Here is a 14,623-nt window from a genome sequence, read left to right as displayed (position 1 = left end):
ACGGGGGCGTATCTCTCACCAACTCGTGATCAAAACGTGGCACAGATTGTGGGCACCGAATGCTAGCGTTTGGATTTCTGGCCACCTACCGGGATCCAACGGTCCTCTCTGACGCGGATCGACTTCCTCGGTAGACATTCCTCGGCCAGCCATTCGTTTTCCAATAGGGGGAGTACCAATGACCGATTACCAACCAATGCCCGACGAATCCACGGAGACAAAGCCGTCCCGTCCCTGGTTCAAGAAGAAGCGCGTGCTGATTCCGGCAGGTGTCCTGGCACTGTTCATCTTCATCGGCGCCATCGGTGGTGGCGGCGATGACGAGTCCGTCGCAGCGAGCGACACCGAAACCACCCAGGCTGCGGTTGAGACCACGCCGGCACCCGAGGAAACCATCTCGGCGGCCGAGGCCAGCGCGTCCGCCGAGGCAGAGGCATCGGCTGAAGCCGAAGAGGCCGCCGAAGCAGAGGCGCGAGAAGCCGAGGAAGCAGCGGAGGCCGAAGCAGCTGCTCAGGCTGAGGCGGAAGCTCAGGCAGCGGAGGAGGCTGCCGCGGCGGAAGCTGAGAAGAAGGAGGCTGAGGAAGCGGCCGCAGCAGAAGCCGCGGAGATCGCCGAAAACGGAACCATCAGCCAACAGAATGCACTCCGCAAAGCAGGGAGCTACCTGGAGTTCCAAGCCTTCTCGCAGACCGGGCTGGTTGACCAGCTGATCTTCGAGGAGTTCTCGGCTGAGGATTCAGCTTGGGCTGTTGAGCGCGTGGACGCCGACTGGAATGAGCAGGCTGCATTGAAGGCCGAAAGCTACCTTGAGTTCCAGGCATTCTCGCGGTCTGGACTTTACGACCAGCTGATCTTCGAGGGCTTCACCCCAGGGCAGGCCGAGTACGGAGTCAGCACAACCGGGCTTTAGCCGACCGGCCGAGAGACCAACAGCATCACCTCGACGGAGGGTCCTTACGGGCCCTCCGTTTTTGCGTGGTGGTTATCCGCCACTGGATTCCTCAACCCCCGCAGTATTAGCTCAACGACGGCAATGACGAACAAGGCCATCCCCGCGATAGCGCTGTTCATTGCTGCTTCGGTGTTCCCAGCAAGCAGAAAGATGCCGCCCACGATCGAGGTAAGGCTCACCATCCCGACGAGGATCCAGCGGGCCTGTATTTTCTTCTTCATTGGATTACTCCTTCTCTGTGGACCTGAGTCCGCATGGTTTAGATCGAGCTGCTGTTCGCCCTGTCTGCCTGGACGAAAGCGGTGACATACGCGGCGATCGACGCCTGCAGGCCGACGGCGAGGCACAGAACCGCGGCAAGGTATGCACCTCTGCGCTGCCAGCTTCGTCAACCGTGACGATGGTTCCGGGCTTCATGCGTCGCTCCCGGCAGGGGCCTCAACCGGTGTGGGTAGCCACAAGATGATGAACGATGTGAATTCGGCGAGGAGGTCATCCGACGTGTAGCCGGCGTCGATGTCACTAGTGCCCACCCACTCTTCGGGGAACACCTCGGGGATGCCCGGTGCGCGCTTCTGCCGGCATGAGGTGCCATAGGAGGGTCGGCGCTAACCTCCCCGGTGTCGAGGATGACGGCGAACAGGGGAAGGGCATCGAGCTGCTCCCGGGTCGTCAGCTCATCGCCGACAGCAAAAGTGCCCCCAAAAAGGAAAACAGCAGTCGTCGACGGGCTCGTCGGTCAGGGCTTCTCCGCCCGGCGGTCCTGCATCACCGCGGGCCTAAACCGTTTGACCTATCTCAAACATCTCCGCGCCGAACCATCGATCCGGGCCATCAGACGTTCCATTGTGGCCGACTACGTCTGCCTGATTCACCCTGGTACTGGACGCCGAACGAAGACGCTGACGTCGCCAAGCTCACCGCGTAGCCGCCACACATCGGATGGCGTTGAGCACAGTGCAATAGATGGCACTATAGGATCCTCACTCAAAGCTGGAAGGAACAAAATGGGGAAGAAAGCGCTCCTAGGGGTGGCCGTGTTGGCGATGATGCTGACCGGCTGCGGGGGACAAGCTGAAGCAGAGCAGGAAGCTGCAGCGATTAATGCCGTGACGGAACCAGAATCAGCCGAACCATCGCGCACTCCCACTCCCGAGCCCACGACAGAAGAGCCGACGCCAACCCCTGAACCCACCACAGAGGAGCCAACGCCCGAGCCCACAACAGAGGCGCCTGAACCGGCACCGCCGGCCGATGGTGGCACCTACGGCAGTGTGGCCGCGCTCAAGGATGCAGCAGTTGCTGGTGGTATGGACTGTCCTGCCTGGGTCGAGAGGAACCATGTCACCTTGGCTATTGGTTCGGGGAGCTGCGACGATGCATCGGTGCTTGCCATCTACCTGAACGAGAGCGACCTTTCTGCCCAGGTTGATGCGTGGAAGCAGTTCGGAGACCTGGTGGAGATGGAAGTCCTGGTTGGGGCGAACTGGACGGTCAATGCTGGTGGGGCTGGTGCGGACGCAGTAGCTCTGCAAGAAGTGATGGGCGGAAGTCTCTTCCGCACCAGCGGGCCCTAGCGGTCAACTAGCAGCAGCTTCTCAGGAGGGCGTTCCGATTACCGGGGCGCCCTTCTTTGTGGGCCGCCAACAGTCGGGACGCATAGGACGGGTATCACCTCAAGCGCGAGGTCCAGTAAGTCCACTCGCTTTGTCGAATAGAACGGTTGCAGGGGGCTGATGACTATGTGAGTCAAAGTTTGAGGCGCCATCGATTTACCGCCAGCGCATCTAATGAGTGGTGGTATGGGCCGACTGCAGGAATGATCCAGGCTTAATTCACTCCAATCGTCCGCAATCCCATCAATACGATGTTCGGCAGCGAGAGGCCAAAGGGCGTAAGTGATGACAGCGCTTGAACCCGAGACACGGTAATCACGCAGCCTAAACCTTGATCCACCGATCGGCTGTCGATTGTGATTGGTTTTTGGGACGGGATGGAGTTCTGGTTCTTGGGCAGGGCTGATGGTGCGGCCTTGCTGCCGGTGTTGTTCCACTGGTGTTCCTGATCGGGCCGTTGTCCGGCTGGTGGTCGTTTCTTACGCCGTGGTGGGTGGTGCGTAGACGCTGGTGAAGTGTTTTTGCCATGTTTCTTTCCAGGGCCAGGCTTGGGGCAGATGCAGGCGTGTTTTCCGGGCGCTGGTGGCGATTCTGGCTGGGATGTGGATGAGTTTGCGGCAGATCGTTCCGGTGCGGGCTTTCTCGAACGGTCCGGCGGCGAGGATCCCGGCGGTTCGTGTGAGGTTGTAAGCCATGACCGCGGCCACGAGCCAGGCTGAGTTCGCAGCGAATTTACCGGAGGGCATGTGCGCCAACGCACTGTCTTTCAGGTCGGCGTTGACTTGTTCGATGATGGCGTGTTTGCGGTGGGTTTGATCCGCCGCGACGGTGTCCAGGACTTCGGCGTCAACGGTGGTGAGGAACGCGTGGTGCCGGTGTTTGTCGAGCAGTCGCTGCTGACCGGTGGTTTCCTTTGGGTTCAGCTCCGGGATCCGGCGGACCACGAGCCGGCCGGTGACCTGCTCTGCCTTTTTGCGTGAGGAGAACGCGGTGAACGGTGCCTCGGCGACCTCGGCGACCGAGATCCAGGTGCCGGTGTCCTCGTCGAAGACCGCGTTGGTGTATTTGATTTTCTCCCAAGCATCCTCTGGGATCGCTGCGATGGCCTTATTCACGGCCGGGTCCATGCGTACGGTCACCGACACATCGGCTCCGCGGGCCAGGGCGGCGCTGATCGGGGCGTGGCCGTAGTAGGCCGAGTCGAAACGGCACAGCACCGGGGTGCCGGAGTGGATGCGTGCCAGTGTTGCCAGAGCGTCCGTGACCAGGCGCCGGGCGCCGCGGGCCGAGTTCGATGCCCCTTTGCGCAGCCGCTGGGCGGCGATGACCGGGGCGGTGTCGGCCGTGGAGGCGGTGGCCAGCAGGGCGTTGAGCCCCCGGACCTTGGAGTATCCGTATCCGGAGCCCTGCTTGGCGTAACCGTGGACCTCGATGATCGTGTCATCGACATCGACGAACACGAAGTCCTGCGGGCCCGGGGATCCCAGCACCGGCGCCGGGACGCCAGACTGGCAAGGAAGCGGGAGGCGACAGCGTCGAGCTGGCGCACGTGCCCGAAGGTGAACGAGCGCAGGAACGAGCCCAGTGTCGAGGGCGCGTAGCAGGCGTTGAAGATGCGTTTCATTCCGCCGTGGCGCAGCAGTGCCATGTCATCGATCGAGTCGGCGCCGGCGACCATACCGGCCACCAGCGAGGCGACCTTCAACCCGGCGTTGGCGCCCTTGTCCGTAGGCACCGTCAACCACCGATCGCTCAGCTCATGTAATCCGGCGTCCCGGGCCAACGTCATCATCGGCAGCAGCCCGGCGGTCGATACGAGATTCGGTTCGTCGAAGGCAACTGACGCGGCGGCGGATCTATGGGAAACTTGCATCTACGAGATGCCTCTCTTTTCGGTGATCAATGTGCTCTAGACAAGCTTCATTTTCCCTGAAAAGACGGGCATTCTCGGTTTAAACCGCCGTCGATGCCTCGATCAACATCGGTGGATCAAGGTTAAAGCCCACGGCAAATAACCTCGGACCGAGCCATTCCTGCAATTGGTGAATCTGAAATCTTACGTCTGAGACTACATCCGGGCATTGTCACGCACGCGTTACGCCGTCCTGGTCGCAGGCAATCAGTGTAAAGAGTTCATTTTGACTGATTCGCTCACTCGAGTTCCTGTGCAAATTCTGTCTGTCTGGTGTAAGAATTGCTCCTCGATGAGAAAGCTGGCACCTAATCACTCCAGCGTGAAATCCGCTTGGAACCTGCGGGACAGTTTTGGTTCGATGGTGCCGGGGCTTGGTCTTTTCTTACCAAGTGCTATCTGGGCAGGGCATAACTGGATGCGCGCGCGAAATGATGGTTAGCGTCTTCGGCGAGCGTGTTCAGCTAAACGGCACGGTTCGATTCTATTGTTTAGAACCATGGTTAGTGCACGTGATGCAGCTCCTGGATCTGGCCCTGACAGTTCCGGCAACGGGGTGTAGCTCAGCTTGGTAGAGCGCCTGCTTTGGGAGCAGGAAGTCGCAGGTTCGAATCCTGTCACCCCGACGGCTGATCTGCCTCGTCCGTGGTTTCGGGCGGGCAAGGGAGGCCCGCCATGACATCCGCGCCCTGACCAGGCGGGAGAATTGCCTTTTCATCCCAGCAGACGTCTGAAAAGATTCCACCGTTTGAGTTCGAGAAATTGGTGCCTCGGAGGGAAACGCGATGGAAGGTCGCTTCTTCTAATTTCGCTGCTTCAAAGCTCGTCTTTGTGAGGACTGTGTTCCGGAAAATTGCCCCACGAAGGTCTGACATGAAGAATTTTGTGTCGGTGAGGTTTGCAGAGGTGAAGTCGGCGCCGCGTAGATCAAGATTGGACAGGTTCTGTCCGCTTAGATCCATCTCAGCGAACGGAAGCTGGTTGAAGAGGGCTCCCTCTGATTGGGGCGGCAATTCCGCTGACCGCTCCCGGATGAAGCGAAGGTCCTCAATCCGTGACAGCTCATTGGAGAGTTTCGCTGCAGCAACCTGCTCACGATCCGTCCGGCGGTCGTCAATGAATGCCTGGCCCGCCAGCAGTAAGCCTCCGACTGTCAGTGCAACCAGCCCATCGCGAACCCACCATGGTGGATTCTTTCGCGGCGGCCGTGAAATATCAGATTCACCCACAGCACTCTTCTTCGAGTCAGCCATTTGCTGATGCTACTCGCCGGGGAGGCTCAACAATAGACTAGGGTCAGCTGGCCCGTGGAAGAAGGCCACCTAGCTCAGATTGGTAGAGCGCCCGGCTGAAAATCGGGAGGCCCCCGGTTCGAGCCCGGGGATGGCCACGCGAAGTGTGAGATGCGAGATATGTTGAGATTTCTTCCAACATATCTGGACCACTGGAATCGAACTTGATCTACCGCAACTCGGACTAGTTGCGCGGAGCTCAGGGCAGCGGAATTTTTCAAGCTGAGTGGTACCAAGGGGAGTTAGGCGGCTGAGTGTTCGGTGGTTTCTTTGGGCTGGTTGATCCACGCTGGTCCTGGGAGTGCGAGGATTTTGGGATCGGTGGTGGTGTTGAAGCGTTCTGGGTGTTTCGCGCGGGCTGCAGCGAGCGTGGCTGAGCGTGTTTCGGCCACGTCGGCGGCGTGGTCGTAGTGGACGTTCGCGGGCGTGTGGAAGCCGATTCCGGAGTGCTGGTGGTGATGGTTGTACCAGTCCACGAAACCATTGATGAAGGCTGCGGCGTCATGGACTGAGGCGAAGCGTTCCGGGAATTCCGGACCGTATTTCAGGGTCTTGAACAGTGCTTCACTGTACGGATTGTCATTGCTGACGCGGGGCCTGGAATGGGACCTGGTGACTTCCAGATCCGAGAGCAGCGCCGCCACGGTTTTGGACGTCATGGACGTTCCCCGGTCCGCGTGCACGACCCGGGGGATGCCGTGGATCCCGAAGATTCCCTTCATCATCTCCACTGCCAGCACCCCGGATTCGGTGGCATGGACGTGCGCGCCGACGATGAACCTGGAATAGATATCGACCATCATGTAGCAGTCAAAATATTTGCCCTTGACCGGGCCCGCGAGTTTTGTAATATCCCAGGTGAACACCTGTCCCGGGGCGGTGGCGACCAGCTCGGGTACTGTCCGGGGCGGGTGTTGGGCCGGCCGTCGACGTTCCTTGACCTGGTTGTTTTCCTCCAGCACCCGGTAAAAAGTCGACAGGGACCCCAGGTAGATTCCCTGGTCCAGCAGTTTCGTGTGGACCTGCATCGGTGCCAAGTCCACGAACCCCGGTGAGTTCAGGGCCGCCAGGATCTCGGCGCGCTCAGCGGCGCTGAGTTTGTTCTGCGGGGCCACCGCCATCTGGTCCCGCGGCGGGGCCGGTTTGCGGTTCACGGTCGTCCGCGAAACACCGGTCAAGAATGCTGCCCGGCGGGAAGGGATCTTCAGTTCCAGCATCGACCGGTACGTGGCCATCAGCGTTTCCTGGACCGGGGCTCGTCCGGCATACCCTGTGAGGCGTTCTCTAAGAACGCCTGTAGTTTTCCCATCAGTTCCAGGGCTGCCTCAGTCTTCTTCAACCGGCTCTCACTCACCTCTAACTGGCGGCGCAAACGCGCGTTCTCGGCCTGGTCCGCCGAGAGTTTCCCGATCGACTCCCCGGGCTTCTTCCCAGCCAGGACACCGGCGTCCCGCAGCCGGCGCCACTCCGTGATCTGCGAGGAATAAAGGCCCTCCCGACGCAGAAACGCACCACCCTCACCGCTCTCACACGCCTTCTCATAACCGGCCAAAAACTCGAGCTTCTGGACCGGGGTGAAGGACCGTCGAGGCCGTGGCCCCCCGGCCCGAGGCCCGGAACTACTACTACTACTACTACTACTCACAGCACTATCTTCGCGCACTGCACTCAAAACTGGACTAGACATGATCACTGGATTCCTGGTTCTCGCCCCACACGATTAAGCGGACTTGCTATGAACCCTTGGTACCGTTCCAGCCTGACACGTAGGGGCGGGGGCAGAAGTCGGCAGCTCGAAGTCATGGGTGAAGAATCGGGCGGGCAGTACGTCGTCTGTCGGAACCAGAAACAGGTGCCGCTCTGAGACATCCGCTGTGCGCGCTAGCTTATCGATGTGCGACGCCATGTGCGCTTCTCCATGCCAGGTCTCGACGACGCGAGCGAAGTCGCGGGGTGCGTTGTCGACGAACTCTGTACGCGTGGCCTGGTAGATCACGACACCGGGGCTGAAGGGAGTGCGTCGGAGGGTGCCGATCTCATCGGCGAGGAACCGCACCAGATCTAGCTCAGTGTCCAGGAGCTCCGAGGGCAGATGCTCGGGCCGGTCTACGCCGTGGGCGTCGCAGAGCTGTACCGCCCGCAATGCGACTCGCCGCACGTATTTGTACGGAAAGCTTGGAGCGGCAGGTCGAAACTCCCACGAGCTCTCCGCCGGCCAACGCCAGCCCTCCTTCATCGCCATGCCTTGCCAGGCGATGGACGCCCTCTCGGTCACGAGCGTGACCTCCAGAGCGCCCCGCTGCCCGTCAGACCATTCGAGGAGAAAGTCTACGGCCCCTTGCCGACCGTCTCTGTCGTGGGGGACGACCACGGCACCCGTTTCGTAGCCGACCAGATGCGCGGCGATCCGCTCGGCTCGCTTCGCGAGGCCCGTCATGTACGCGTCTTCGGTCGACGCTTCGCATAGTGCTCCGCGGTCCAGTGGTGGTCGTAGAACCCGGAACTGTTGAGCTGGTGAATCGCAGGGATAATCGTGGTCGCCGCGAGGATGGAATCGCACAGCGGCGTCAGGGCCTCAACGACCACCTGGCCGAGATGGCCGAGGATCTCGATCTGGCCGACGGTGTTCCCCAATAGTACTGGGGCCATCTCATTCATCGTCTGCTGTCCATCCTCCTTCGGTATCCCGAAGTGGACGCCGCCCTCGACATGCGCGTAATAGCGCACGACCTGGCGGACGGTTAGATCCGCCGCGTCGACCAGGCCGACCCTAGTGCAGGTGAAGTCTTCAACTGATGACAACGCCAGCCCATCGGGACCACCAGCTAGTCTGGAATCACCCAGCCGAATGGCATAGGGGAGGTCATCAGCTCGCTTGTCGGGTGCCGACCAAGGATTGATCCGGAACTCGATCGGAACCTCCTGCCGGGCGGCGCGCACGGTATCGACCAAGGCGGACCCGTCCAGGAGCAGCTTGCGGAGCAATGGCGCGATTCCAAGCAGCTCGTAGCGGCTCCTGCTGCCGGGGTCCTCGCTCCGGCGCCGCACGTCGGAGACTGTCTCCACGAAGAGCCACTCGGCCAGCATCATCTGAGCGCCGATGTCACGCGCCATTACAGGGTTCTCCTTCATCTGAGAGCTCTCTGGCACCACATTTTCTGGAGGGTCTGCTTCCGTAACGGAAGCGGCCAGTGACAGTCCCTACAGCGCTTCGGCGATCCTGCGGTTCCGTGCCCGGATGAAATCGTTGCTGGCCTGCAGATACCTAAGGTAGTCAGGTTTGCTTTTTGGTACGGCCGGCGTCCTGAAATCAGCGAACGGGTGGAAGAACCGGATGGCCTGGCCGTGATCCTCTAAGAGGTCCTGCAGCAGGAAAAAATTGACGTACCCGTGGAAGTCCCCGAACAGGTCGAAAAAATCCTTATACCTGAGCAGGACCTCTGCCAGCGGGTTCCGCTGCACTCCGAGATAGTGGCGGCGGATGCATTCCAAGGTCAGGTCGGGGCGGTCGGCGATATTGGCGAGAAACCCGCGTGCACCATTAATGGTCTGTTTTCCGTCTACCGTGTTGGCCGGAAAGACGATGGCACTGCCGACTGTGTAGCCGGGCCATTTCGGCAGCTCATCATCAGGGATCTCGCGTATGACGCGCCCCGCCCGTTTTCCCAGCCTGGTGGTGAAGGCGTCACTGGAGAGAGAAAAGACGCCCCGGGAAGATCGGTGCACGAGGTACCTGCGAGGTTCCGGCGCAAGGTCAAAGCGCCCTCCGGTGGGTAACTCTTTGCTCCAGAGCAGCTGGTGGTATCGGCGCAGCGTCGGACTGTACTTGTCAGGGTCCTTGCCATCCGAGTCTGAGTTGAAATTGAAACTTGGGTCAATGCCTTCGGTCATTTTTGCTGCCCCCTGGAGCCCCGTTTTAAATCCGACGTGTGGATTCCACTGCTCGTCAGCGTACCTTCAGAACAGGACTTTGGGGGAGGTCTACGCGACAGGCTACTAGGGGAGGGCACACTGGCCGCAAGCCGCAGCGGACTTACGGTGCGCCAACAGGCGACTCCATCCTCACCGACATCCCGGACAACGGGTTGGTAGGAAGCGCGTAAACACCTCAGCATGTTCCTCAGCGAAGCCCCCGTTCACTGGGCTCACTTTCATCGAGAAGTTCGTTCATGCTGAGCAACTGTGAGAAGTGTAAGATCGGCGCCGCCGCCAGCCAGTTTTTCACCTCGCGCCGCAAAGGCAGCAGCATGAACGGAACGCCTGTGATCGCGTTGCCCTTCCGGACTGCCTTCTCATCAATGAGCGCATGGAGCCGCCCGCACCTGGTCAATGCCGGACCCCGAGATCTCGGCGTCGATGTCCCTGACAGGGACACTGCGGTCAGCGGTTGGTTGGCTGACAACGGTGGCTTCGATGTTGCCTTCGATGCCAACGGGGATTCCTTTAGGTGTCGGAATACCCGTTCTGTGTGCGGCGGAGAGCCGATGCGTCAGGAAGGTGCCAGCCGCTCGGCGGAGTAGCCAGCAGGAATGCCACCTGACCAGAAGGCTGATGTCTTCAGATCGATGTGGGCGCCGTGGTCCCACATGTCTTTCCCCGTTGCCAGCTTTGACAAGTCAACGTTCCCTGGTTGGTTGTCCTTCCAAAGCAACGTGCCGGCGTGTTCGAAGTCGCTCGAAGCGATGTCAGCCGGGTAGGCGAGGACGTCTCCGACCAGGGTGCCCACCTGGATCGAGCAACTATGGATGACGCCGCTAAGGAAACTAGCGGTCTCCGTCCTGACCCTTTGGTCCGGGTTCGATAGCAAAGTGGGTACACCCGGCCGACCTTGGATCCAGTTCAAATCAGGCTCCGGCACTCGGAACAGCCAGACGGCCACGTTAGGCATCCGCTGTTCGGCCACGTCGTGTCGGCGGCCGGCCGGCCATAAAAGACGGTAGGGATGCGAGACGTTGATGACGATCGCTGTTTTGATGAACCACTGGGCCAGCCTCTTGGCCTCCTCGTCGCTCAGCATCCGGTCGGTAGGTGCGATTAAGAGCGGCTTCGTGGTCTTTTCCAGGTCAGACATCCAGAAATTGTTGCACTTGGCGCAGACTTCCCCGGCCACGAGAGCGGATCCAGGCATTGGGCCACGTCTGTTGGTCATGCCAAGAGGGTTAGGCCCATAGAGCGCGGAGTTTAACCTGGCTGGCGAGAACCGCTTCTGTTCCGGGGGAAATTCCTCCAGCAAGGTGCGGGCGAACACGTGCTCTCTGGTGCTCTTGCCGGTAGTCCTGGGGCACATCCAGCAAAACGGTGTCGGTTCGAGGATCCTTGGCGCCGCCCGCCCAGTTAACGCGTTGCGGTCGTACGCCCTGAGGCGCCTTATTTCGTAGGTCATACTCTCCTTACTGGTTCTGGATGACTTTCTGCGAGGCCGTGGCGCTGAAGGTGCCATTGATAATCAGCCGCCGACGACGGTCCCGTCTATTATCGTGCGGCTAGCCGGCTAGGTAGCATGACGCTTTTCAGGCAGGCAGATGAACCAGGTCAACCCGACAGGCCCCGGCGGAACGCCTGTGTCAGCAAAGAAGAAGACCGGTCCACGTCGAGGATGAGCGGCATGTGGTCGCTGTGGGCGAGCCAGGCCTCGAGCCGGCCGATCTCCAAATTCGCCGACGTATCAGCGCTGAGGAAGGCATAGTCGATGTGGTGCGGCTTCTTGGGGTTGCGGTTGCCGAAGAACGTCGGGTGCAGCTCGCTACCCTGCGCCGCGTTTTCCTGGCGGTGGTAAACGCTGTGAAGTCCCAGCTGCTCGAGCTTGTTGACCAGTATTGAATGGTTCCGTCCCGGGTGCAACTTGTCCCAGAGCGTGCTGCTGTTGAAGTCACCGATGAGCAGGGACCGCGGGTGCCGCAGGAACTCGGCCTGGCGGTTGACGATTTCGTGGGTTACCCGCACATAGCGGAGGTCCCGGGTGCGGACGTGTGCCCACAGGGCGATGATGTTCATGCCGTCCACGCTGAACGGGATATGCCATGGCAGGAGCTGCCCAGCTTCGTACTCGAAGTAGGTGCGGTCGGTGAAGCCGAGAACGCCCAGGCCCTTGTTCGGGTTCGACCCCACCCACGTCTTGAACGGCGCGTCAGAGTCTGTCATGGCCTTCAGCGAAACTTCCGCCAAGACGGCTATGTCGGGCTGCAACGCCTCGATCAGATGCTGTTTCTTGGTGAAGCCCATGGCACAGTTCCACGACACGATCCGCATCGTCAGGCTACAGCGGGGCCGAGGGCAGCGGCCTGAAGGCGGTGGAAGTGCTCCGGGTACATGGCGGCCAGTTCCTTTACCTTTGGGTGGTGGGCGCTGTTGTGCCAGAGGTAGCAGACCGTTCGCGGCCGGCCGCCGAGGTTCATCTCGAGAATACTCTGTGCCGGGTCCACTCGGCCGGTCGCCTTATCATCCCGTCCGAAGCGCGGGTAGCGGTTCGCGACCTCAGGGTAGGCCCGCAGTAAGCGGTCCCGCGCCTGGCGGCCGACCACGATGATCAGGTTCGCCGGCGTCGCCGAGAGAACCCGGTCCATGTGCATGGAGCTGCAACGGTCGGCAGCCTCCTTGACGCCGTCCTCGCTGCCGGACTTGCAGTGGACGATCTCGGTCATGGCCACGTTCTCGTACCAGGGCCGGCCGAGCCCGACTAGCGCTTCAGTCTGGGCCCTGACCCATTTCCAGTAGCCTTCTGGGCGACCCCGGGAGACACCGTCGACTTTCAGATGCCTAAGCTCCTGGTTCACCCAGTCGTGCTCGCTGTCGAAGCGGTTCAGCATGAAGTCGGCGATAACCGGATCTTCCCATTCCGCGTTCGGATACTTTTCCGCCAGGTGCTTGTCCGCCGCCCCAGCGCTAATAGCTGGATTCGACGACAAGAAGACCACCTTGGCGGTCTCAAGCTTGCCTGCCCACGCCTCGGGAACCTGAAACGGTCCCTCGTACTGATCCTGGGAGTGCACCACCTTGTGGCACGGGTGCGTTGGGTCCGCCGCGGCCAGTGGTACTTCCGGGCAGCGGGCAATGCTCAGTGCGAGTTCCTCAAGATGTACCGGCATGTGGTTTCCCCCGAGTTCAAATGGTGATTGAGTGTGAGCCTACTGCTTCGACGGCACCTCAATGCGCACCTTGCACGGCATGTGCGGCGCGGGACGCTCAAACTGGGGCGGCAGCCTCTGGCTAACTAGCCGGACTATCTGAAAACTCCGTTGTTGTTCTCGGTACGCTCCTAGTCAGAGTGTTGGCCTTGGCCCAATTAGGTGGAGCGGAGCGTTTGGTGGTCACACCCGCAACGTCAACAAGGCCGTTGGTCCAATAGTTCGCGGGCCACCTGCGATTCACTTTCGTCGGTGGCACTAAAAAACCGTCTGACTTAGCATTATGCCTAGTCAGACGGTCATTTAATTGGTGCACCCCCCCCCCCGGGACTTGAACCCGGAACCCAGCGATAGAGGGTCGGCGTCAGGCTCAACATGAACAGTTGAAGTGACATGGCTCTGGACGGATTCACACCCGTAGATCGAGCGCAATGGCATTTTGTTGTTCTTTCTGGGCGAACCGAACTCGTTGTTTCGCCCAGAAACGGAGCGTGCAGGTGGCTTCGTACAGTCGCGCAAGGAACTCGGCAAAAGACGGATTGTTAAGCCAATCCTGGCAACGCTCACACCGATGCCGTTGAGACGCACGACGGTCGGGTATGCGCTGTGGATTTCACTCGGGCTTGGAACAGCGATCAGACGAAAGCACGGTTCATCACTGCAGCCATTTCGGATACCCCTTCGGGCAACAGATGTGAGTACCGGTCTATGGTTGTCGTAATCGACTCGTGGCCCAGATGAAGCTGTAGCTTGTATATCCAATCCTGCTTGGAGAAGCCACGACGCGTTGGAATGTCGAAGATCGTGAATGCGAGGCTTCTTGTCCAAGCCCGACGCTCGAGCGGACTTCACTGCCTCGTCCCAGACCTCCCAAGCTCGACGATGGTCCACGGGAAGGCCTGCTGGGCTAAGAAACAGATGCCTACCGGTCTCTCGAGATACCCGTATCAATTCGGCCATGGACGCTGCGGTGCCTTCCTCCACCGTCACGGTCCGCCGGGACTTACGTGTCTTCGGTGGACCAACCACGGGCTGGTTCGTCTCGGTCCGAGTCCAAGCACGTGCTATCCGCACCGTGACCTGTCCCGTTCGGTCGGATGTGAAGTCTCTCCCGTAGAGCGCTGTCGCCTCCGAGAATCGAGCACCGGTGACCGCCAGGAAGGCGAAGAGGAGTCGGTGATACTCGGGGATATGCTCCTGAAGCAGCGACCATTCGTCGTTGGTGAGGAACGACATTGCGTCCTCTGTTGCTGAGCTCCGTGGAAGCGACACGCCCGCGCACGGGTTATCAATTCGTTTCCTGTCACGGACAGCTGTCTTGAAGGCAGCCGAAAGAAGCCCGTGAACGTTTGCGATGGTCTTGGGAGCGGACCCCGCGTCGGCCATCGCCTTAACCCAGCCGACCACGTCGCGATAGTCGACTTCCGCCACATTCATGCGACCGATGGTCGGAGCGAGGTGGTTAGTCAGCTGCCCCCTGTACCGCAGAATTGTGTAGCCATTCGCATTCGTCCGCAGCTCGATGTGGTCTTCCACCATCTTGCAGACCGTATAGGCGCCCGCCAGGTGCACCCGAGTGCTCTCCAGGGCTTTCGTCGTATCGAGGCCATGAGCCTCTAGATGAGTAATTCCTATTGCCGGTGACGGTGTGGAGGCTTTTAAAGTCAGGTGGAGAGTGTTAAACCCAGTATGTGAACCCCGAATTGAACACTCTCCTGACCACACTC

Annotated in this window: 13 protein-coding genes, 2 tRNA genes and 1 pseudogene; 5 read left to right on the top strand and 11 right to left on the bottom strand. The window is 60.4% G+C overall.

Features of this window, described 5'->3' with window-relative positions; all coding sequences use genetic code 11:
* The first annotated feature begins 178 nt into the window (after positions 1-178).
* Entirely contained in the window at positions 179-910 is a 732-nt protein-coding gene (locus ACX80A_RS14185; RefSeq protein ID WP_459260407.1) for an Ltp family lipoprotein, read from the top strand.
* 44 nt (positions 911-954) lie between these two features.
* Here ACX80A_RS14185 and ACX80A_RS14180 read toward each other — a convergent pair whose 3' ends face one another.
* Positions 955-1,173 carry a hypothetical protein gene (locus ACX80A_RS14180; RefSeq protein WP_459260406.1) on the bottom strand — a complete coding sequence of 73 codons (219 nt, stop codon included), beginning with the start codon at positions 1,171-1,173 and terminating at the stop codon, positions 955-957.
* Positions 1,174-1,959: 786 nt separating this feature from the next.
* Between ACX80A_RS14180 and ACX80A_RS14175 the strand changes: the two genes are divergently transcribed.
* Positions 1,960-2,529: a hypothetical protein gene (locus tag ACX80A_RS14175; RefSeq protein ID WP_459260405.1), complete on the top strand. Its 570-nt coding sequence runs from the start codon at positions 1,960-1,962 to the stop codon at positions 2,527-2,529.
* Between the two features lie 518 nt (positions 2,530-3,047).
* On the opposite strand, the pseudogene ACX80A_RS14170 reads toward ACX80A_RS14175, so the two are convergent.
* Positions 3,048-4,441, bottom strand: a pseudogene (locus ACX80A_RS14170) (IS1380 family transposase).
* Positions 4,442-5,032: 591 nt separating this feature from the next.
* Here ACX80A_RS14170 and ACX80A_RS14165 point away from each other — a divergent pair.
* A tRNA-Pro gene (locus tag ACX80A_RS14165) sits at positions 5,033-5,106 on the top strand.
* On the opposite strand, the gene ACX80A_RS14160 is transcribed toward ACX80A_RS14165, so the two are convergent.
* Positions 5,098-5,733 carry a pentapeptide repeat-containing protein gene (locus ACX80A_RS14160; protein WP_459260404.1) on the bottom strand — a complete coding sequence of 212 codons (636 nt, stop codon included), beginning with the start codon at positions 5,731-5,733 and terminating at the stop codon, positions 5,098-5,100. The two genes, ACX80A_RS14165 and ACX80A_RS14160, sit on opposite strands and share 9 nt — an antisense overlap.
* Before the next feature lie 63 nt (positions 5,734-5,796).
* Here ACX80A_RS14160 and ACX80A_RS14155 point away from each other — a divergent pair.
* Positions 5,797-5,870: transfer RNA gene (locus ACX80A_RS14155), tRNA-Phe, on the top strand.
* A gap of 144 nt (positions 5,871-6,014) precedes the next feature.
* Here ACX80A_RS14155 and ACX80A_RS14150 read toward each other — a convergent pair.
* The 4 genes from ACX80A_RS14150 to ACX80A_RS14135 all read right to left on the bottom strand — a co-directional run bounded on the left by ACX80A_RS14150 (position 6,015) and on the right by ACX80A_RS14135 (position 9,663).
* Positions 6,015-7,459 (bottom strand): IS3 family transposase gene (locus ACX80A_RS14150; protein ID WP_459260402.1). Its coding sequence is split into 2 segments (ribosomal slippage): positions 6,015-7,072 and positions 7,072-7,459, totalling 1,446 coding nucleotides; the frame shifts between segments, so codons are not numbered across the junction.
* Between the two features lie 33 nt (positions 7,460-7,492).
* Entirely contained in the window at positions 7,493-8,209 is a 717-nt protein-coding gene (locus ACX80A_RS14145; RefSeq protein WP_459260401.1) for a hypothetical protein, read from the bottom strand.
* Entirely contained in the window at positions 8,206-8,886 is a 681-nt protein-coding gene (locus ACX80A_RS14140) for a hypothetical protein (protein WP_459260400.1), read from the bottom strand. Before ACX80A_RS14140 ends, ACX80A_RS14145 begins: the two co-directional genes overlap by 4 nt.
* 87 nt (positions 8,887-8,973) lie before the next feature.
* Complete coding sequence (locus tag ACX80A_RS14135; RefSeq protein ID WP_459260398.1) at positions 8,974-9,663, bottom strand: DUF6994 family protein; 690 nt, start codon at positions 9,661-9,663, stop codon at positions 8,974-8,976.
* Between the two features lie 356 nt (positions 9,664-10,019).
* On the opposite strand from ACX80A_RS14135, the gene ACX80A_RS14130 reads away from it, so the two are divergent.
* Positions 10,020-10,292 (top strand): hypothetical protein, encoded by a 273-nt coding sequence (locus tag ACX80A_RS14130; RefSeq protein ID WP_459260397.1) that lies wholly within the window; start codon positions 10,020-10,022, stop codon positions 10,290-10,292.
* On the opposite strand, the gene ACX80A_RS14125 is transcribed toward ACX80A_RS14130, so the two are convergent.
* The 4 genes from ACX80A_RS14125 to ACX80A_RS14110 all read right to left on the bottom strand — a co-directional run bounded on the left by ACX80A_RS14125 (position 10,262) and on the right by ACX80A_RS14110 (position 14,132).
* Complete coding sequence (locus ACX80A_RS14125; protein WP_459260396.1) at positions 10,262-10,882, bottom strand: hypothetical protein; 621 nt, start codon at positions 10,880-10,882, stop codon at positions 10,262-10,264. The genes ACX80A_RS14130 and ACX80A_RS14125 overlap by 31 nt on opposite strands.
* A 422-nt stretch (positions 10,883-11,304) precedes the next feature.
* Positions 11,305-12,012 carry an endonuclease/exonuclease/phosphatase family protein gene (locus ACX80A_RS14120; RefSeq protein ID WP_459260395.1) on the bottom strand — a complete coding sequence of 236 codons (708 nt, stop codon included), beginning with the start codon at positions 12,010-12,012 and terminating at the stop codon, positions 11,305-11,307.
* An 11-nt stretch (positions 12,013-12,023) separates the two neighbouring features.
* Positions 12,024-12,857: a hypothetical protein gene (locus ACX80A_RS14115; protein ID WP_459260394.1), complete on the bottom strand. Its 834-nt coding sequence runs from the start codon at positions 12,855-12,857 to the stop codon at positions 12,024-12,026.
* A 342-nt stretch (positions 12,858-13,199) separates the two neighbouring features.
* Positions 13,200-14,132 (bottom strand): tyrosine-type recombinase/integrase, encoded by a 933-nt coding sequence (locus ACX80A_RS14110; protein WP_459260429.1) that lies wholly within the window; start codon positions 14,130-14,132, stop codon positions 13,200-13,202.
* Between the last annotated feature and the right edge of the window lie 491 nt (positions 14,133-14,623).

The organism is Arthrobacter sp. TMN-50 (assembly GCF_054511125.1).
The sequence above is the reverse complement of the archived record's forward strand: the minus strand, read 5'-3'. Positions and strand labels throughout refer to the sequence as shown.